The sequence below is a fragment of the Kitasatospora sp. NPDC057940 genome, from assembly GCF_042887425.1.
In the GTDB taxonomy this organism is placed as follows: domain Bacteria; phylum Actinomycetota; class Actinomycetes; order Streptomycetales; family Streptomycetaceae; genus Kitasatospora.
This window is the reverse complement of record NZ_JBHVPH010000015.1, coordinates 180470-199685: the sequence shown is the minus strand read 5'-3', so window position 1 is coordinate 199685 and position 19216 is coordinate 180470. Positions and strand designations below refer to the sequence as shown.

At 72.2% G+C, this 19216-nt stretch carries 17 protein-coding genes and 1 pseudogene; 4 read left to right on the top strand and 14 right to left on the bottom strand.

What is annotated here, in order from left to right:
- Positions 1-129: 129 nt before the first annotated feature.
- Together ACFVTF_RS23065 and ACFVTF_RS23060 are read right to left on the bottom strand one after the other, a co-directional pair.
- Entirely contained in the window at positions 130-1704 is a 1575-nt protein-coding gene (locus tag ACFVTF_RS23065; protein WP_387816084.1) for a TolB family protein, read from the bottom strand.
- Between the two features lie 154 nt (positions 1705-1858).
- Positions 1859-3265, bottom strand: a complete 1407-nt coding sequence (locus tag ACFVTF_RS23060; protein ID WP_387816082.1) for a TolB family protein — start codon at positions 3263-3265, stop codon at positions 1859-1861.
- A 240-nt stretch (positions 3266-3505) separates the two neighbouring features.
- On the opposite strand from ACFVTF_RS23060, the gene ACFVTF_RS23055 reads away from it, so the two are divergent.
- A complete protein-coding gene (locus tag ACFVTF_RS23055) occupies positions 3506-4417 on the top strand; it encodes a LysR family transcriptional regulator (protein ID WP_387816080.1) in 912 nt (303 codons plus the stop codon).
- Between the two features lie 25 nt (positions 4418-4442).
- On the opposite strand, the gene ACFVTF_RS23050 is transcribed toward ACFVTF_RS23055, so the two are convergent.
- From ACFVTF_RS23050 to ACFVTF_RS23035, 4 genes are all read right to left on the bottom strand, one after another.
- On the bottom strand, positions 4443-5129 hold the full coding sequence (locus ACFVTF_RS23050; protein WP_371515810.1) for a TetR/AcrR family transcriptional regulator: 687 nt from the start codon (positions 5127-5129) through the stop codon (positions 4443-4445).
- Positions 5130-5188: 59 nt separating this feature from the next.
- Entirely contained in the window at positions 5189-6379 is a 1191-nt protein-coding gene (locus tag ACFVTF_RS23045) for an FAD-dependent oxidoreductase (protein ID WP_387816078.1), read from the bottom strand.
- Positions 6380-6597: 218 nt separating this feature from the next.
- Complete coding sequence (locus ACFVTF_RS23040) at positions 6598-8388, bottom strand: serine/threonine-protein kinase (RefSeq protein WP_387816076.1); 1791 nt, start codon at positions 8386-8388, stop codon at positions 6598-6600.
- Positions 8389-8595: 207 nt separating this feature from the next.
- The gene (locus ACFVTF_RS23035) at positions 8596-9750 is read right to left on the bottom strand and encodes a hypothetical protein (RefSeq protein ID WP_387816074.1); all 1155 of its coding nucleotides are present in this window, start codon (positions 9748-9750) and stop codon (positions 8596-8598) included.
- 264 nt (positions 9751-10014) lie between these two features.
- Here ACFVTF_RS23035 and ACFVTF_RS23030 point away from each other — a divergent pair, with 264 nt between their 5' ends.
- On the top strand, positions 10015-10536 hold the full coding sequence (locus tag ACFVTF_RS23030) for a hypothetical protein (protein WP_387816072.1): 522 nt from the start codon (positions 10015-10017) through the stop codon (positions 10534-10536).
- 363 nt (positions 10537-10899) lie between these two features.
- Here ACFVTF_RS23030 and ACFVTF_RS23025 read toward each other — a convergent pair whose 3' ends face one another.
- The 3 genes from ACFVTF_RS23025 to ACFVTF_RS23015 form a co-directional block, all read right to left on the bottom strand.
- Positions 10900-11316: a hypothetical protein gene (locus ACFVTF_RS23025; RefSeq protein ID WP_387816070.1), complete on the bottom strand. Its 417-nt coding sequence runs from the start codon at positions 11314-11316 to the stop codon at positions 10900-10902.
- Between the two features lie 786 nt (positions 11317-12102).
- Positions 12103-12354, bottom strand: a complete 252-nt coding sequence (locus ACFVTF_RS23020; RefSeq protein WP_387816068.1) for a hypothetical protein — start codon at positions 12352-12354, stop codon at positions 12103-12105.
- Between the two features lie 379 nt (positions 12355-12733).
- Complete coding sequence (locus ACFVTF_RS23015) at positions 12734-13132, bottom strand: YciI family protein (protein WP_387816066.1); 399 nt, start codon at positions 13130-13132, stop codon at positions 12734-12736.
- A 309-nt stretch (positions 13133-13441) separates the two neighbouring features.
- Here ACFVTF_RS23015 and ACFVTF_RS23010 point away from each other — a divergent pair, with 309 nt between their 5' ends.
- Positions 13442-13771 carry a transposase gene (locus ACFVTF_RS23010; protein WP_387816064.1) on the top strand — a complete coding sequence of 110 codons (330 nt, stop codon included), beginning with the start codon at positions 13442-13444 and terminating at the stop codon, positions 13769-13771.
- A gap of 193 nt (positions 13772-13964) precedes the next feature.
- Here ACFVTF_RS23010 and ACFVTF_RS23005 read toward each other — a convergent pair.
- The 3 genes and pseudogenes from ACFVTF_RS23005 to ACFVTF_RS22995 form a co-directional block, all read right to left on the bottom strand.
- A pseudogene (locus tag ACFVTF_RS23005) lies at positions 13965-14411 on the bottom strand (site-specific integrase); the annotation flags it as partial.
- 609 nt (positions 14412-15020) lie between these two features.
- Positions 15021-15224 (bottom strand): cold-shock protein, encoded by a 204-nt coding sequence (locus ACFVTF_RS23000; protein ID WP_387816062.1) that lies wholly within the window; start codon positions 15222-15224, stop codon positions 15021-15023.
- A gap of 197 nt (positions 15225-15421) precedes the next feature.
- A complete protein-coding gene (locus ACFVTF_RS22995; RefSeq protein WP_387816060.1) occupies positions 15422-16612 on the bottom strand; it encodes a DUF4185 domain-containing protein in 1191 nt (396 codons plus the stop codon).
- Between the two features lie 182 nt (positions 16613-16794).
- On the opposite strand from ACFVTF_RS22995, the gene ACFVTF_RS22990 reads away from it, so the two are divergent.
- Positions 16795-17193, top strand: coding sequence for a hypothetical protein (locus tag ACFVTF_RS22990; protein ID WP_387816058.1), 399 nt, complete (start codon positions 16795-16797; stop codon positions 17191-17193).
- A gap of 21 nt (positions 17194-17214) precedes the next feature.
- Here ACFVTF_RS22990 and ACFVTF_RS22985 read toward each other — a convergent pair whose 3' ends face one another.
- Positions 17215-18003, bottom strand: coding sequence for a hypothetical protein (locus tag ACFVTF_RS22985; RefSeq protein ID WP_387816056.1), 789 nt, complete (start codon positions 18001-18003; stop codon positions 17215-17217).
- Positions 18004-18015: 12 nt separating this feature from the next.
- Positions 18016-19216: WD40 repeat domain-containing protein (locus tag ACFVTF_RS22980; RefSeq protein ID WP_387816055.1), on the bottom strand; the 1201-nt coding region annotated here is incomplete at its 5' end.

Below are 19216 nucleotides of genomic sequence, written 5' to 3'. Positions count from 1 at the left end.
CGCATCGATGCGCCCCCACCGCACGGCCCACCAACCATCTGCCCCACCCTCCCGCTTCGGGGGCGGGACGCCGGCCCGGCCGACGTCCCGCCCCCGTACGCGGTTCACGGTGCGAGCGGTGGTCGACGGTCAGTCGTCGCTGTCCTGGCCCTGGTCGTCGCCCTGGTCCTGGTCCTCGCCCTGGTCGTCGCCGTGGTGCGCGGTGGCGCGGGCGAAGACCTGGGAGTCGGTGCCCGCCGGGCCGCCGGTGCCGGCGAGCAGGTTGCCGCTGGTCGAGCCGAACACCACCGTGCGGCCGCGGGCGTCCACGACCGGGTCGGTCGAGGAGCCGTTGCCGAGCGAGCCGTCCGCGGCGGTGGCGACCCGCTCGGTCCGGCCGGTGCGCAGGTCGTGGCGGTAGACGTCCCAGCCCGGGTGCTGCGGGCCCGCCACCAGGTTGTCGGCGGCGGAGGCGAAGTAGACCCAGCGGTTGTCGGCGGTGATCCGGGCGTGGTCGGAGGAGCCGACCGAGGTGGTGCCGGGCAGGCCGCCGCTGATCTTCGTCACGGTGCCCTTCCTGAGGTCCCGGACGTACAGCACGGTGTGGAACCGGTGGCCGCCGGTCGACCCGCCGGGCTCGGGCAGGGCGTAGATCGCGCGCCGCCCGTCGGGGCTGATCGTCGCGCCGAAGCTCGGGGCGCCGAGCTTGCCGTCGAGGTCGAGGCTGGCGGCGGAGATCCGGCCGGACTCCACGTCGTAGGTGTAGTAGGGGGCGGTCACCGGCCGGGCCAGGTTCGGCTGGGCCAGGCCCTTCTGCGCGCTGCGGGGCAGGGCCGGGGCGATGCCCGGGGCCAGCTCCACGTCGCCGTTGGCGGCTGCGCCCTCGCCGGCCGGGGCGGGGGTCTGGTCGGCGGGCAGCAGGTTGTCGGCCATCGAGGTGAAGCCGATGGTGCGGCCGTCCGCGCTGATCGTCGGGTGGAGGGACATGCCGTCGCCCGGCTTGCCGTCCACGCCGCGGGTCACCAGCTTGGTCTTCCCCGTCCAGCGGTCGGTGACGTAGATGTTGTAGTCCCAGGTGTAGGGCCTGGCCAGCGAGGGGGCGTCGCCCTGGAGGTCGGGGACGAGGTCCTTGCGGCTGGAGCCGAAGACCACGTAGCGGCCGTTCGCGCTGATCGAGGGCGCGTAGGAGGAGTGGAACTTGTCGGTGTCGGTGCCGGTGAGCCCGCCGCTGATCAGCTCGGTGCGGCCGGTCTTCCGGTCGCGGACGTACACCTCGTCGCGCCCCTGGACCTGCATGCCGGGCACCACGTTCTCGGCGTCGCTGTCGAAGGCGACGTAGCGGCCGTCGGCGTTGATCGCGACGTTGTCGGTGAAGCCGTTCAGCGCGCTGCCGTCGGCGGCCAGGTTGACCCGCTCGGTGCGGCCGGTCCTCAGGTCGCGGACGTAGGCGTCGCGGGCGCTCTTCGCGGGCTGGGACACCAGGTTCGTGGCCCAGGAGGTGAACAGGGCGTAGCGGCCGTCGGCGCTGATCGCCTGGCTCCACGACTGGTTGTCCGGCGCGGCGCCGTTCACCCCGACGCTGACCTGGACGGTGCCGCGCGGCGCCCGGTCGGCCCGGTCGGCCTGGGCGGGTGCCGCGGTCACGGCGAGTACGGCGGTGGCCGCGAGAATGCTGCCGCCGCCGGCCAGCCACCGGTTGCGGGTGGTGCGGGTGCTGCGTGTCATGACGTCTGCCTCCCCGGGGGTCGCCCGGCCGGGCTCCCTCCCGGCGACGGGCTTTCGGGAGAGCCAATCGTCGGGAGGGCCGGGTGGTCAACGCCCACGGGTGATCTCGGCCGAAAATACGTCAACGGACGTATGCGGCAAGGGAGTCAGGACATCAAAGGCGGCGCAGGAAGACGTCCAGGAAGGTGTTGGTGTCGCCCGGCACCAGGTCGCCGTCCGAGGCGTCGAAGATCACCGTGTCGCCGGTGGCGTCCACGTACGGGCCGTAGGAGGAGGCGGTGCTCTGCCCGCCGCTCCGGGTGAGGCTGACCCGCTCGATCCGCCCGGTCCACAGGTCGCGGCGGAAGATGTCGCTGGCGGAGTTGGTGTCGTCGGGGACGAGGTTCTCGGCGGCGGAGTCGAAGTAGACCCAGCGGTCGTCGAGCGTCATGACGCCACCGGACGAGGACCACTTGGCGGTGGTGCCCGGCAGGTCGGTGTTGACCTTGGTGATCTTGCCGGTGGCCAGCTCGTGGACGTACACGTCCATCCGGATGCCGTGGGCCGGGGCGGGCGCGCCGCCGATGAAGACCGGGAGGCTGTAGATCGCGTAGCGGCCGTCCGGGCTGACCCGGCCGTCGCGGCCGCCGTCGCTCAGGGCCCCGGTGTCGTCCAGGCTGGCGCCGGCGATCTTGCCGGTGCCGGCCTTCCAGACGTAGTACGGGTAGAACTTGGGCCCGGCCAGCCGGGGTGTCCCGGCGCCGGCGGATTCGGCGCCGGTGGCAGGCTCGGTGGCCGGGGCCGGAGTGCCCGGGAGCAGGTTCCCGGCCCGGGAGCCGAAACCGACGGTCGATCCGTCCGCACTGATCGTCGGGCTGAAGGAGTTGTTGTCGGCGCCCTCGCCCTCCGTGCCGGAGGTGACCAGCCGGGTGGTGTGGGTCCAGCGGTCGGTGACGTAGATGTTGTTCTTGCCGCGCTTCACGCCCGGGGCGAGGTCGGTGCGGCTGGAGGCGTAGGCGACGAAGCGGCCGTCCCAGCTGAGGGTGGGGCTGTCGGCGGTGCGGATGCTCTGGTCGTCGGTGCTCGCCGAGCCGGGGGCGGTGATCAGCTCGGTGCGGCCGGTCCAGCGGTCGCGGACGAAGACGTCGTTGCCGTGCTTCGGCTGGCCGGGCAGCACGTTGGTGGCGGCGGTGCTGAACGCCACGTACCGGCCGTCGCCGCTGATCGCGGCCTGGTTGGTGGCGGCGTCCAGCTTGGAGCCGTCGGCGGCGACGCTGACCCGCTCGACGTGCCCGTTGCGCAGGTCCCGCACGTAGACCTCGTCCGAGTTCGGGGTGCCGGCCCCGGGCAGCAGGTTCGTCGCGGTCGAGGTGAACAGCGCGGAGCGGCCGTCGGCGCTCAGCCCGAGTGCGGACGAGGTGCCGTCGAGCTGCTCGCCCTTGGGCCCTTCGCTCACCCGGGAGGTGTCGCCCTTGAGCGGCCGGGCCTCGGCGGCGGGCATCGCGGTGCCGGCGGCGACGGCGGCGGCCACCAGGACGCCGGCGGTGCGGGCCAGTCGACGGCGGGTTCGTGCAGTGGTCATGGACATCCTCCCCTGATGACGGCACCGGGCCCTCGTCACCCCCGCGGCCCGGCTCGGGAAGAGCCAATCGCCGCCCGGGCCGGGTGGTCAACCGGGCGAAGCGATCTCGTCCGGAAATACGCCACCGGTCGTATCGCCCCTTACGCGGAACCGGGCCCGGAGCCGGGGCCGGCCGGACCGGACCCCGCCCCGGCTCCGGTCCCGGTCCGGCCGGCCCCGGCACGCTGGCAGAATTGGCCCGTGATCGACGCCCGACGGCTGCGGACCCTGCGGGCCGTGGCGGACCACCGCACCGTGACCGCCGCGGCGGCCGCCCTCTACCTGACCCCTTCCGCCGTCTCCCAGCAGCTGGCCGCCCTGGAGCAGGAGACCGGCCACCACCTGCTCGCCCGCGAGGGCCGGGGGGTGCGGCTGACCGCCGCCGGGGAGATCCTGCTCGGCCACGCCGACGCCGTGCTCGCCCAGCTGGAGCGCGCCGAGGCCGACCTCGCCGCCTACAGCGAGGGCGTCTCCGGCGAGGTCACCGTCGCCTCCTTCGCCACCGGCATCGCGCTCGTCCTCGCCCCGGCGATCGGACTGCTGGCCGCGCAGGCGCCCGGGGTGCGGCTCAAGGTGCTGGACGCGGAGGGCGACGCCAGCCTGCCGATGGTCCTCGACGGCCGGGCCGACCTCGCGGTGGCCGTCGAGTACCGGGGCGCCCCGCGCGCCGACGACGCCCGGCTCACCCGCGTCCCGCTGTACGCCGAGCCGTTCGAGGCGGTGCTGCCGCTCGGCCACCCGCTGGCCGCCGACGGCGGTCCGCTCGCCGTCGCGGCCCTGGCCGACGAACGGTGGATCGGCCCCTACCCGGGCAACCCCTGCCACGACGTCGTCCTGCTGGCCTGCGAGCACGCCGGCTTCCAGCCGCGCCTGGTGCACTCCTCCGACGACTTCCGGGCCGTCGTCGCCCTCGCCTCGGCGGGCGCCGGCGTCGCCCTCGTGCCGCGCTCGGCGCTGCGCGGCGTCGACCTCGGCCGGATCGCCGTCCGGCCGGTGGACAGCGAGCTCGCCACCCGCCGGGTCTTCGCCGCCGTCCGGGCCGGCGCCGACGGGCACCCGCTGATCCGCCCGGTGCTGGACGCCCTCGCCGAGGCGGCCGCGGCGGGCGCCTGAGGGCCGAGGCTGGGCGGGTCCGGGGTCAGGCGGGTCGGGGCGTCGTGCGCGTGCCGTTGACGACCGCCCGGAACATCCAGGACAGCCGCTCCTCCGGCGCCCCGGACACCAGGTCGTCCCCGAGCGCGGCGATCCTCGGGTAGGTGGCGGCGGGCGCCGTGCGGAGCGCGTCGGTGAGCGCGGCCTGTTCCCGCTCCGCCTGCTCGCCCTGGCGGGCGGACTGCTCGGCGGCGGTGGCGGTGGCCACCTGGAGCAGCACGTCCACGCCCCAGGCCGCCTGCCCGTCCGGCACCCCGCCCTCGTGCAGCAGTGCCAGGACCGCTTCCACCAGGGCCAGGTAGTGCGGCCCGGACGGCCTCGCCACCAGTGCGGCGTGGGCGAGCGCCGGGTGCCGGAACAGCACCCCGGTGCAGGAGTCGAGGACGGCGGCCAACCGCTCGCGCCAGTCCCCGGCCGCCGTCACCGGGCTCAGGTCCACCTCCCCGAGGTACTCCTCCAGGATCGCGGCGTGCAGCTCCGCGGCGTTGGCCACGTACACGTACAGCGAGGCCGGCCCGGTGTCCAGCTCCTGGGCCAGCCGCCGCATGGTCACCCGCGGCAGGCCCTCCGCCTCCAGCACCCGCACGGCGGCGGCGACGATCGCCTCGTGGCTCAGCGCGGGCTTCGCCGGCCGCTCGCGGCGGCTGCGGGGTCGGGAGGGGGAGCTCGTCATACCGGCCAGCCTAGCGACCGTGTTCGTCACGAACTAGTTCGCCGAAACCGCCGCCGCCGCTACCGGCCGGCCGCCGGGGCGGACTGGTCGGGGGTGGGCTGGTCCGGGGCGGGCTGGTCCGGGGTGGTGAACTGGTCGAGCAGGCGCTGGAGGCCGTCGGGGCCGAACATCAGGTCCAGGCTGGCGGCGGAGGCGGCGGCCGAGGCCTCGCTGCGGGGGAAGAGGGCGCGCTCGTAGGCGGTCAGGGCGGCCTCGGGGTCGCCGGGGTGGTGGGCGAGGGCCTTGCCGAGTTCGGCGCCGTCGAGCATGGCGAGGTTGGCGCCCTCGCCGGCGAACGGGGACATCAGGTGGGCGGCGTCGCCGAGCAGGGTGATGCCGGGGGTGCGGTTCCAGCGGTGGCCGACGGGCAGGGCGTGGATCCGGCGCGGGACCAGGCCGCCGTCGGCGTCGGCGAGCAGGGCCCGCAGGCCGTCGGCCCAGCCGTCGAAGCCGGCCAGCACGGCCGCCTTGGCGGTGTCGGGGGCGGTGGTGTCGATGCCGTCCAGCCAGTCCTCGTCGGCCCGGACGGCGGTGTAGACGTGGATGCTGCCGTCGCCCTCACGGTGGGCGAGGAAGCCGCGGTCCTCGGCCACGGAGAGGAAGAACCCGCCGCCGACCAGGGCGGCCGCCCCGGGGTGCCGGGTGTCCGCGTCGTGCAGGTCGGCCTCGACGAAGGAGATCCCGGTGTAGGCGGGCCGGGCGTCGGACAGCAGCGGCCGGATCCGGGACCACGCGCCGTCCGCCCCGACCAGCAGGTCCGTGGTGACGGCCGTGCCGTCGGCGAAGGCGACCTGGTGGCGGCCGTCGCCCAGCGCGTGGGCGCGGACCACCTTGTGGCCCCAGCGCACGGTGTCGGCGGGCAGGGAGTCCAGCAGCAGGTCGCGCAGACGGCCCCGGTCGACCTCGGGGCGGCCGCCGGTGCCGTCGTCCTCCTGCTCCAGCCGGACGGCGCCGTCCGGCCCCACCACCCGCAGGGCCTCGCCGCCCGCGTGGACCAGGGCCAGGAACCGGTCGTGCAGCCCGGCGTCGCGCAGGGCCTGCTGGCCGGAGTCGTCGTGGATGTCGAGCAGGCCGCCCTGGGTGCGGGCCTCGGGCGAGGGCTCCAGATCGAAGACGGCGGCCCGGATGCCGTGGACGTGCAGGACCCGGGCGAGCACGAGGCCCCCGAGCCCGGCTCCGATGACGGCGACGGGAACGTGCTGGACGGTCATGGCCACTCCTTCGGTCGGTGCCGGCCCGTGCCGGTCGGCGCGGGTTCGTCGCCCGCTCCTCCACGGTAACGAACATGTTCGTAACGAACAAGTTCGTTCTATGGAACGGCCCACCGGAGGCGGGGGTTGGGACACGCCCTGGGCGGCCGCGACGGACCGTTCGGGTCGACCCGGGCGAGGTAGTAGAGGTCGAGGTGATCGGTGCCCAGGCGGGAGAGTCACTCGACGATCAGGTACCGCTGCGCGCTCGCCCCGCTGACGCAGGCCCCGCCGTCGCAGCCGCCCTTGGCCTCGGTGAACGCGCTCCAGACGTAGATCCCGGGCGAGGGCGGCGTGTACAGGTAGGTCGACGCGTCCTGCCAGGGCAGGTTCTGCCAGGTCCCGCCGGGGGACAGCACCGAGGCGTGGGAGGCGAAGCCGCTCGCCGTCCAGCTCAGTGAGACCGGCTGGCCGGCCTTGGCCACGGCCTGGTCCGCCGGGGCCAGCAGGCGGGGGACGGCCGGGGCGTCGTGCCCGGGGTCGGGCGTCGAGGAGCCCTTCGCCCTGACGAACAGGAACCGGTCCTCGGACCACGCGCTGCCGACCTGTCCCTCGGTGGCGTTCGCGGTGCTCGCCTCCCACCGGTACAGCCCGGTGGCGGTGGGTGTGAACGTGCAGGCGGCGGTGCTCAGCCAGGCGGTGTAGCGGGGGGAGTCGTCGCCCAGCCCGGTGAAGACGCGCGACACCGCGGCGGCGTGGTCCCAGCTGAGCGTGACCGACCGGCCGAGCTCGATGACCGTCCGGTCGGCGGGCCCGGTGGGCTCGGGCGGGTGCGGGGTCCCCGCGGGCACACTGGTCACCCCGGTCGGGGCCGAGGAGTCGCCCGGGGCGCCGCCGGACGGGAAGCAGTCCGGCGGCCCGGAGCCGCCGGTCATCACGAACAGCCGGAAGCAGACGGCGGCGGCGACGAGCGCGAGGGCGAGCGGCACCGGCAGCCAGCGGAGCCGGCGCTTCCCACCACCGGGCGGCGGCGGGTCGGGAGGCTGCTGGACCTCGGTGATCGCCGTACGGGTGCGGTCGTTCGGGTCGCTCGGCCCGTTCGGCCCGTTCGGCTCGCTTGGTGGTCCGAGCGGCGGGGGCCCGACCGGTGGAGGGTCCCCCGGGCCCCCGGCCGCGACCGGAGCCGCCCGCCGCTGCGCCGGGAGCCACGCCCCGGCGGGCGCGTCGTGCGCGGCCGGCCCGAACAGGTCCAGCAACTCGGCGGGGGTGGGCCGGTCGGCGGGATCGCGCGCCAGACAGGCGGCGATCGCCGGGCGCAGGGCCTGCGGGACGCCGCCGAGGTCCGGCTCGGCGTGCACGATCCGGTAGAGCATCACCTGCGCTCCACCGTGGCCGAACGGCGCGCACCCGGCAGCGTGGCAGAGCACGTGGCCGAGGCTGAACACGTCACAGGCCGGCCCGATCGCGCCACCCGCGATCTGCTCCGGCGCCATGTAGCCGGGCGTGCCGACGACGACCTGGGTCCGGGTGATCGCGGTCCCGTCCAGCGCGCGGGCGATCCCGAAGTCGATGACGCGCGGCCCGTCGTCGGCGAGCAGCACGTTCGACGGCTTGAGGTCCCGGTGGATCAGGCCGACGGCGTGGATGGCGTCCAGCGCCTCGGCCAGCCCCGCCCCGAGGACGCGCAACGACGCCTCCGGCAGCGGGCCGTGGGCGGCGACCGCCTGGGCCAGGGACGGCCCCGGAACGTAGGCGGTGACCAGCCACGGCGGGTCGCCGTCCGGGTCGGCGTCGACGACCTGGGCGGTGTGGAACCCGCCGACCCGCCGTACGGCCTCCAGCTCGTGGGCGAAGCGCCGCCGGAACTCCGGGTCGGCGGCGAGCTCCCGGTGCACGCACTTGACGGCGACCAGCCGGCCGCCCGGCGAACGGCCGAGGTACACCACGCCCATCCCGCCGCTGCCGAGGCGCCCGAGCAGCCGGTACCGGCCGCCGACCGTCGTCGGGTCAGTGGCTCGTAAGGCCTCCACGACACCCCCGGTGGGTCACCGCGCAGCAGCCGGTCCCGTCGACCGGACCCCCCGTGACGAACCCTCGCCTCATCCCAGCGCGTCGCGCGCGGGGCTGTCAATGCCGGCCGCCGAACACCGGGCCGCCGGAACACCGGGCCGCCGAACATCCGGCCGCCGAACATCCGGCCGCCGAACATCCGGCGACCGGCGCCCCGGCGCGCGGCGTCAGATGTGCAGGGTCCGCAGGAAGCAGCCCTTCGCCGAGTCGAAGTACACGCAGCCGGTGACGTACAGCGAGTGGCCGTCCGGCCCGACGGCGAGGGCGTGGATGTACGGCTCGGGAATGGAGAGGCGCACGCTCTGGTCGAACCGGTTCTCGCCCGGCACGAACGTGTACAGCGGGACGGGGATGGTGTAGGAGGGGCCGCCGAGCAGGTAGACGCGGCTGCCGTCGGCGTTCATCGCCGGGTGGTGGTACTCGAAGTAGCCGGAGCCGTACTTCATGACGAAGCGCACCTTGCCCGTGCCCGTGTCGAGCCCGATGCCCTCGGAGTAGGTGCGGACCGACCCGAGCGCCAGCAGGAAGGAGCCGTCCGGGGAGAGCGCCAGCTCGTCCTTGGCGCCGAGGTCGACGACCTTGGCGGTGCCGAGCCCGGTCCCGATGTCGAGGCGCAGCAGGTCGAGGTTCGTGCCCGCGTAGAGGGAGCTGCCGTCGGGCAGGACGGCGAGATCGTTGACCGTGTGGCCGGTGACCGCCGTCTGGTCGATGAACTCCTGGTCGCCGGTGGAGAGTTCCAGGATCCGGCCCGGCTGCTCCTGCCCGGCGGGGCCCGAGGGCCCGGACTGGCCGACGTAGAGGGTCTCGCCGTCCGGGTCGGCGGCCAGACTGGTCGCCGCGCCCGGGGTCCAGCCCGCCGGGAGCTGCTGCTCCGGCGCGGCGATGCGGGCCTTGACCGTGTTGGTCCCGGTGTCGATGACGTAGACGGCGGAGCCGACTCCGACGTACAGCCGGTGGCCGTCCGGGCTGAGGGCCGGCCGCCCGTAGGGCGCCGGGTCGCCGAGCGGGAGGCGGGCCGTCACCGTGCCGGTCTGCGTGTCGACGGTGGACAGGTACACGCCCTGGCGCCCGCCGACCACGTCCGTCAGCACGAGGTAGACCTTCCGGCCGTCCGGACTGACCGCCTCGGTGACCTTCTCCCAGGTGAACTCCGCGAGCCGGACGGCCCCCGGTACGCCGGAGACGGGGCCGTGGGGCTCGCCGGAGGCGGCCGCCCCCGACGCCCCCGAGACACCCGCCCCACCGAGCAGCAGGGCCGCCGCCGTCGCCGCCGAGACGGTCCAGCGGGATCCGCGCCGTAACGCGCTTGCCGGGCTCCTCATCATGTCCTCCCCTTGTCGGCCGGTGCGCCGAGCCGGGCACCGGGTGGATCGAAGCCTAGGTGATTCCATTGCCGTGAGATGGAGTAACCATTAAGTGGTGCAGGAGAGTTGGAGGTTCCATCAGTTGCCGACGGGAGATCAACTGACGCCCACCGCCCGGTGAATCCCTCTCCCTCGAATGAGAGGATCACCCCGGCCCGCGAATTCCGGCCCGCGAATTGCGTTCCTGACGGCCGGAGTTACGACCCACCAAAGGAATCGCAGATGACCGACCGACCGGCGCCCGCCCCCTTCACCACCGAGGACACCCTGTTCGGCGGGATCACCGTCCGCATCGACGGCCAGGACCGGGTGACGGTCTCCGGGGAGCGGATCCCCACCGCCGTCCTGGAGCGCGACCCGGGCAGCGAGCCGGACCCGCAGATCGCCATCGGCACCCGCGACACCGCCCACCTGACGCTGACCGTCGACGGCTCGCCGGTGCCGCTGCGGCCGGGCCGGGGCAAGCTCCGCCGGAAGTCCTACCGGGTCGAGACCACGTACGACGGCGCCGTCTACGTCCTCGTCCCGGACTCCATCCCCAGCAGCCGCCTCATACGCGACGGCAAGCGCCTCGGCGACTTCTCCTGCGACGGCGACCAGATCGTCATCGTGGAGTGGCGGGACGGCGCCCCCGCCCGCCCCGCCGACGCCGCGATCGGCTACGTCCTCGCCTCCGCCTTCGGCACGGGCGGGCAGCCCACCTGGATGCTGCTCGCCGAAGGGGTCGCCGCCCTCATCCCCTGAGCCCCCGCCCCGGCCCGCCCACCCGCCGGCCCGGCACCGTTGTGCCGGAGCGGGTGGCCAGACACCTCAGGCGAGGGGCCCGGCCGTCGGCGTGTCGGCGATCGGTTGCTGGTGCCGTCGCCCTCATCGTCCGGTGAGCCAAAGGCATCCCCGCCCGGTCGCGAGCCGATGGGGGCATCGAGACGCCGGTCGAGTGCCTGATGTGATCACGTTACGGAGAACGATCTAGAGGTTCACGACCTGATCGTGTTCGATGACGTCCTGGTCACTGAACGTGCTATGCGTCGTGTCCGCCGCACGGGAGGTAGATGTCTCCAGTAGGGGACAGAAAACTGCCAGGATGGTCGATGCGAGGTCGATCTCTCAGCAGGAGATAGACCTCAGCTCCGCCCAGGCATAAGCGCCAGGGTGATAACCACTGAAGTTCGCTTTCGTGCCGTTTCCTCCGGCCCACGGCGAGTCCCACGAGCTGCCGTCGTTGAAGTGGAGGCGGACATAGGGGCACCGGCCGTCGGCCTTGGTGTCGTGCACCGTGCCCGTGATGTTCCCGTCGCATATCCGGCCATCTGCGTACCCCTCGGCGTGGGCATCCGGACCGCCCGTTTCGATAACATCACAGGTGAGCACCCCGGGCGTGGATGCCTGGGCAGTGGGGGACACCACCACGCCGAGAGAGCAGAAAGCCCCGAGTGTGGCGGCGACCAAGATCATTTTCCCTTTGCGCATAGCTTCCTCTTTCTTGTCGATCTTGCGGGCTGCAATGCTTTTCGCGCGCAACATTCCAGAAAACTCACGAGGAGCCCCAGTCGACTTGCGTAGACCTCTGTCCGAACCCTCGCAATGGACACGTCCCGGCGTGTTCGCCACCCCGGTACCGCGCTCTTCGAGGGGACATCTCCGGCACGGTCGCCGGCCGTGTTCGTATACGGAGACGGCCGAGTCGCGGGACCCTCCGCGAAGAGCCGGTGGAGACTCCACAGTGAGGCCTTATTGATTGTCCATCAACAAGAAATCGGTCACGGGCCAGGTGGGCAGCGGACAATCCGGTTTGGCCGCGGACAACGGTAAGGGGACACGAGGTCGCCGGTGCTGGCCGTCCGCAGGGCGATCCAAAGGGGGAGAGTGAGCAGACGGATGCCCTGGTCGCATGCGTGCCCGAGACGCGCCGCCGCCCGGGGATCGAGGTCGTCCACCGGCCGCCGCTATCGCAGCGGCCAAGAAGGCCGGCTACTTCCTGCAGCTCTGACCGGACGGGCGGCAGGTTTCCCGCCCAGACGCCCCGTCAGTGCGTGATCTGGATTCCGCGATGTGGGAGCCACGCCGCGGCGGCCTTCCCGAGAGGTGGTGTCACCTTGGCGCCGCTACCACCCTCGCGCGGGACAAGCCTGGCCAGGCCGGCTCCCCTGAACGAGCTGCGCACCGCGCGGCCCGGGTTTCCGGACGGCCGTGATCACCGCGGTGGCGGATCCGGGTGGTGGCGTGTCCGTCTGGGGTGGAGTTGTGTGTTCCCTGGGATCGGTCAGTGGAGCAGTGGATGCTCGATTGTCGGTTCCGGCTTCAGGTGGTTCAGCTCCGGCTGGGTTTCAGCAGGTGTCGAAGTTCCAGTGTTGTGTCCTGTTCGCCGCCGCTGTTTCGGGTGGCAGTCCCGAGAATTGCCTGCGCGTGTTGAATGCACAGGGCGTCCAGCACGTCCCAGGTGGCGAGGCAATCGCCCAGCGCTGCATGAGCGCCGATGCGTCCGGGTGAGTGGAGCTCGGCGAGTGCTTCGAGTGTGCTGCGGCTGTGGCGAGAGGATGGCAGGCACTGGTGGATGCGCATGGGGTCGACGGCCTCGACTCTCCGGGTTCCCAGACGTGCGGCGAGTGTGGGTAGGCCGTGGCGTTGGCATTCCACGTCGAGAAGGTCGAGGTCGTACGACTGGCAGACCATACGGGATATGGCCGGGCCAGCATAGACGAATCAGAGAAATCGCGTCTCTAGGCATTTTCGGGTGCGACTCCAGCCGAGACCGTCGCGACCAGCGGCTTCACCTCGCCGCCTCCAGAACCCCGTCGAACCCGGGACCGAGCTCGGGTACCTCACCCCGCTCGAAATCCGAGCCAGACTGCGGTACGACTTCATCTCCGCAGCGTAGAAACCCGCTGTCCAAGATCAGGGGGGAACTTCAGCACGCTGTCTACGACGGCCACTTCGCAGTTCAGCTGATCTGAGGTTTGCCGCCTGAATAGAAGAGCTGAACGCTGAACGCACCCTCGTTCAGCATCCAGAGTCGCACGGTGTAGCGCCGGGCGCCTGAGGCGTGCATGGGATCGGCTTCGGCGAAGGCTACGGCCTCTGCGCGGGATCCCGCGCGGTACATGAATATCCCCTCGCCCAGCCACTCGTTCTCGGCCTCGTTCGCGAGCGGGCCGGCGCCGAACATGACGCCGTCGCGTTCCAGCTTGGCCTGGTAGGCGAGGTGCTCTTCGAGGTTGGCGAGAACGGGACCGAGACCTGCGGTGGGCTCGGAGACGATCACGTATAGCTGCTTCGCCAGCAGTTCGTGCTCCCGGGAGAACATCACCAGTTCGTCCCACGCCATTCGGGGTTCGCTCATGGTCATCCTCGATTCTGTGGATTTCGTGCCTTGCTTTCTCTTCAAGTATGTCCTGCGGTCCGGCCGCCTGCGCGGTCGTCACCGCAGCCAGGGCCTCGGTGCTGTGCCGACGGGCCCGGATCTGGTTCTGGAATTGCACCAGGACGTCCGCCAGTAACTCCAGAATTGTTGGATCGGTGAGTTCTCGACTTTGCAGCGGATCGCGATCTTGAAGAGGGTGGTTGCTTCCCGTCCGGGTGAGCTGGGCCTGATGCGCGGCCGGACGGGCTGGATGTGAAGAACCATCAGCGGTGATGATCCAACCGCCTCGTGTCCGAGGAGTTGCCGCTGATGGTTCCGGGGATGACGCTACCGGCGTCGTTGCTGCTGGTCCTGCAGGTCACCCGTCCGTGCTTCACGAAGCACTCGTTCGAGACGTTCTGCCATCTGGTGACCGGGACGGTCGCGCGGACCGGGCGGCGCACGGTGACCGGGATGCTGACGGGTGCGGGCCTGTCGCGGCTGTGGCCGCACCGCAGGGTGCATGCCTTCTTCTCGCAGGCGTCGTGGAATCCCGACCGGCTGGGTCTGCGGCTGGCCCGCGCGGTTGTCGAGGCCCTGCTGCCGGCGGACGCCCCGATCAGTCCAGGGCGACGCTGACGCGGCGACGCAGGTCGCGGTCGGCCGAGGCGGGATGGCGGCGGACAGCGGCCCGCTGGCGTGCCCGTCGCAGCAGGAATCAGTGCAGGAACGGGCGGGCGAGGTTGGCGTGAGCCGCCGGCTTGTCCGCGAGTGCGTGCTCCAGCCAGCCGGGGATGCGTTCGATGTCCTCGTTGCGTTCGTCCAAGACGCGGGGCCGGACCTCGGTCAGGTAGTGGTCGAGGTCGTCGACGATCCAGTCCATCTCGGGGACGGTGAAGATGGTGCGGCGCTTGGGCTGGCTGCCCTTGGAGGACTTGCCCCAGCGCACGAACACCGCCCCGTGGCGCTTGTACTGCGGGGCCTTCGGGCTGCGCCGCAGGTCGGCGAGGTCCAGGCCGACGTTCTCCCGGCGCCGCATGCCGTAGGCGTAGTAGGCCTTGAGTAGGGCGGAATCGCGCATCGCGGTCAACACGCCCTTGCGGCCGCGCTTTCGGATCTCCTCGACCCGTCCGTCGGCGGCGTCGAACAGGTCCTGGATCTCGTCGTAGGTCAGCGGCCGACGGCGCGGGTCGCCCTCATACTCGCTGACGTGGGTGACGGTGTTCCACTCGTGCAGGATCTGAACCGGCACCTCGCCGAAGCGCTCCTGGCAGACGGACATTGGGGCTGCCCCGTCCGCGCCCGTGAGCTCCTCGCGCGCCACCGCGGCGCCCTGCTCGTCGTCTGCCAGGCCACGCCACCGTCGACGTTCTGCCCCCAATACCGTCGGTGGGGCTGCCTCGCCGCTAACGGCCCGGGGCAGCCCCACCGACCTTCAGCGCAATCGATGGCGCCCCAGCCGCCGGGCACCACGCCATCGGGAGTGCCAGGCATCCCGCGCCCAGCCCACCAGGGCGACGGCCACAGCACCCCCAGCCACAGCCACAGCCAGCGCCCAGAGCCGGCCGACGGGGAAGCCCACTGTGAGCACGCAGCCGAGCACGGGCAGAACCATCAGCCAGCGGCCTCTGCCGACGGCCATTTCCCGCCCGGCCTGATGAGCGGCACCGTGGGTGCTGGCGGTGGCGACGATATGGAGCCGCGCGTTGAGAGCGGCACCTTGGCGGCTACCAGTTGGTGGTGGGCACGGGCCTTGGCGTTTACCGCTCAGCCCAGGATTCCCTATGACCCGTTGCGTGCGGTCGCCACCGGTGTTGTCGGGATTGCGGGCATCTGAGCATGACGAACGCCCCGTACCGGACCGGTACGGGGCGTCGTGCTGCGAAGGTCAGGCGGAGCGGATGTGCTCGGCCTGGGGGCCCTTCGGGCCCTGGGTGATGTCGAAGCTCACCTTCTGGCCCTCCTGGAGCTCCCGGAAGCCCTGTGAGTCGATGTTCGAGTAGTGGGCGAAGACGTCGGGGCCGCCGCCGTCCTGCTCGATGAAACCGAAGCCCTTCTCGGCGTTGAACCACTTCACGGTGCCGGTGGCCATGTGCTGCTCCCTGGTCGGGGAACGAGATACGCGCTGGTGCGCACCCCTGGGGTTGAGGTGATCGCCCTGGTCCTCCGACTGCAGGTGTTGCGGTACTTCGGATCCACGACTGCTACCTCAGACGATCCCACGACGGTGGAGATCGCGCGACCGCACCCTCGGGCCGCCGCCTGCGTGGCGCGCCGGCCGGGGTCCCGCTACGGGTTGATGCCGTCGAACTGGAGCAGGTGGTAGGGGCCGGTCGCCGTTCCGTCCCACCGCGAGACGATCAGGGTGAGTGAGGTCGCGCTCGCGCTGCCGGGGTGGATGTATCCGCCGTACAGGTTGGGGACGACCGGTTTGCCGGAGCCGTCCTGTCCGCCGACGATCTGCTGGACGGGAGCGGACCACCTCTGGTCCGGGCGGGGCGCGGTGCGGGTGCTGATCGACATGGCGTCGCGGTCGAAGTAGCTCATGCAGTAGGTGTCGCCGATCCGCTTGACGGAGAACTCGCCGATGCCGTGCCCGTCGTCCAGGATGATCGTCGGCGGGGCGGAGGTCGTCCACTGCCAGGTGTTGTCGAGGAAGGCCCAGTTCTGCTGGGCGCCGAAGTTGCCGCCGTAGAAGTCACCCGGCTGGTAGCGGAACAGTTGGATCCATCCCTTGCCGCCTTCCTCGCTCTTCAGGTGACGGCCGTTCCACGGCTTCGAGAAGACGTAGAGCCAGCCGTCGGGGTCGATGCCGGCGAACGACCACATGCCGTAGAGGGATTGGTTGATGTTCAGGGAGTCGCCGTTCCAGTGGTAGGAGAAGTCCTGCCAGGTCATTCCGTAGTCGTCCGAGTAGGCGACGCCGGACAGCCGGGAGCCGTCGTGGCCGAAGGCCAGCGGAGGATCCCCCTCCCGGCCCCAGCTGGCCACGGATGTGTACTGGATGAAGGTGCGGCCGCCGAACTCGATGCAGTCGTTCGGGATCCTGGTGATCTCGCAGTCGGGCCACGTGCCCGCCCCGCGCGTGTAGTTGAACAGCTGCCCGGCCTGGCCGTTGGGCGCCGCCCAGGTGAAGGAGATCGGTGTCCTGCCGGAGGCGTCGAAGCTGCCCTGGGCCAGCATCGCCGGCGACATGCCGTCCGCCGGCGTTCCCAGATGCAGACCGCGCCACGAGTCCCCGAACACGTAGCCCCAGGTGCGGTCGTGCGCCCGGTAGTACGGGATGCCCAGGTCGCCGCAGCCGAGGCCCACCTGGCTTGCCGAGTCGCCGGGGAGTTGACACAGCTGCGTGCCCTGCTGGAGCAGACGGGGCTCCGCGGTGGCGGGTGTGGTGGTGAGGGCGCCGGTGCCCGCGCCCACGGCGAGGCCCGCGGCGGCCCTGAGGATCGAACGGCGGTCTACGTGCGGGGAGTTGGGCACGATGCGTCCTCCGAGTGTTCCGTCCCGCCGGCGTGCTGCCGACCGACGGCACGGGTATCCCCGGATGCCGGGTGCGGCATGCGCGGTCGCAGGTGAGTACGAACCGTCTCGGCCATGCGGTGCGCGGTGGCGGACCGAGGACGCACTTGCCGGGGGCGGTGTCCGGCTGCGACGCTGGGACGGTGGATCCTGAAGCACTGATTGCGACTGCTCTTGCGGCGGGCTCGGTGGCCGGTTCCAAGGGCGTGATGACGAGCATGGCGGCGGACGCCTACACGGGTCTCAAGAACCTCGTGCGGCGGCGGTTCCGCGGGCAGCCCGCCGCCGAGGTGGCCCTGGAGCAGTTGGACGGGAATCCGGAGGCCTGGCAGGCGCCCCTCCGGGCGGAGTTGGAGCGGATCGGGGCGGGTGACGATCAGCGGTTGGTGGTTGCGGCGCAGGAGCTGTTGGCGCTGCTCGACGCGGCCGGGACCGAGGCCGGGCGCTACCAGGTCGATGCCCGGGGTGCCCAGGGCGTGCAGATCGGAGATCACGGCAAGCAGAGCAACGTGTTCAACTCCCCTCCACCCGAGGCTGGTTGATCCGGGCGGATCCGGTCGCGGTCAGCTGAACGCGCGGAGGTGGGCCACCTCGGGGTCCGGCTCCCAGCCCCGGGCGGCGCGGCGCAGTTGCCAGCTCTCCGACCAGGCTCCCGAGGCCCGCAGTACGGACGGGCCATGCTCTGCGTCCGTCCGTACCGAGAGTTCGCCCCAGGGAACGAAGAGGCAGAAACCGTTCCCGGCGGCGATGTCGGAGGCGCTGAAGCGCACCGGACCGCGCGGGTCGCCGATGTAGGTGCCGAGGTGCAGGTAGGTGAGTTCGAGCCAGCGCCCTGCGCCCAGCCAGCTGCCGCTGCTCAGCATGCACCGGACGCCGACGCCGGGCGTTCCGTCGTCCTTGCGCACGCCGTACTCGTTCAGCCGGGGGCCGCCGCGTTCGATGTGGCGGCGTAGCGGCTGGTGGTCGGGCAGGACGCCGTCGGGGACGAGCGTCCACTCCTCGTGGCGGTCTCCGGTCACGGTGAGACGGGTCGGTACCTGCGGCGGCGGCGAGGACAGCTGGAACCGTAGCCGCATGAACGGCTCGTCACGCTCGCCGTTGCCGACCAGGGCGGCCGCGTGCGCGGTCAGCGTGGCCGAACCGGACCGGGTCGCGCCGGTGACGAAGGCCTCGCCGAACTGCCGGGAGGGGCCTGCCGGTTCCGCCGCCTCCCCGTACCAGACGAAGGCCACTCCTTCCTGGTCCGGGCAGTGGACGAGGTTGGCGAACTTGACGCACCGGACGCCGGCGAACGCGCCGTCCGGGAGCGAGACGGCTCGGTAGCAGCTCACGTGCGGGCCTGCGTAGTACATGGCTCCGGTTCCTCACGTCGTGGCGTCGCGGACGCCGTGGGGCAGGTAGTGGAACAGGTACACGCCGGACTCGCCCACGGCGCACAGCAGGGGGCGGCTCGGGTGCCAGGCGAGACCGAGCAGCGGGGTGACCACGCGGATCCCGCACCAGGGTTCGTCGCTGCCCGGCCGCCACATCCGGAGCCGTCGTTCGACGATGTCCGTCGTGATCAGGGAGCCGTCGGGGGCGAAGGTGCAGGCGGCCACTCCGCTGCTGTGGCGCGCCAGGGTCTGCCGTGGTGCGCCGGAGTCGGCGTCCCAGAGGACGGCGGTCCGGTCGTGGCTGGCGGAGGCGATGAAGCGTCCGTCGGGGGAGAAGGCGCAGTCGCTGACCAGGTCGGTGTGACCGTCGAGGACGGTCCGGAGCCGGCCGGTGGCGGTCTCCCACAGCCGGACGGTGTGGTCGTGGCCGGCGGAGACGATGGTGGTGCCGTCCGGGGAGAACTCGCAGGCCGAGACGGCTCCGGTGTGGCCGGCCAGGACGTGCCCGGGCTGCCCGGTGGCGGTGTCCCAGAGCCGCACCGTGTCGTCGCGGCCACCGGTGATCAGGAGCCTGCCGTCCGGGGAGAACCCGCAGGCGGTGACCGCATCCTCGTGTCCGGCCAGGACGTTGCGGACGGTGCCCGTGCGGGCGTCCCACAGCCGGACGGTCAGATCGTGGCTGGCGGAGGCCAGGAGCGTCCCGTCCGGGGAGAACGCGCAGCCGCTGACGGTGTCGGTGTGGCCTTCCAGCCGCTGTTCCACCCGGCTGGCGGCCACGTTCCAGATGCGTACCGTCTGTTCGCGTCCCGCGGTCGCCACGGTCGCGCCGTCCGGGGAGAACGCGGCGGTGTACTCCCACCTCGGTGAGGGCTGGGGGCGAGGCGTGTCGAGGGAGGTCTCCCACAGCCGGATCCGGTGATCGTGGCCGGCCGTGGCGAGCAGGGCGCCGTCGGGGCTGAACGAGCAGGAGGTGACGGTCTCGCAGTGGTCGGCGAACAGGGTGCGCTGGGTGCCGGTGGGGACGTGCCAGATGCGGGCCGTGCGGTCGCGGCCGGCGGTGGCGAGCAGGGTGCCGTCGGGGGAGAAGGCACAGGCGACGGCTTCGGCGTCGTGGCCGGTCAGGGTGTGGACGGGGTGGCCGGTGTGGGTGTGCCAGATGCGGACGGTGTGGTCGTGGCTGGCGGTGGCCAGG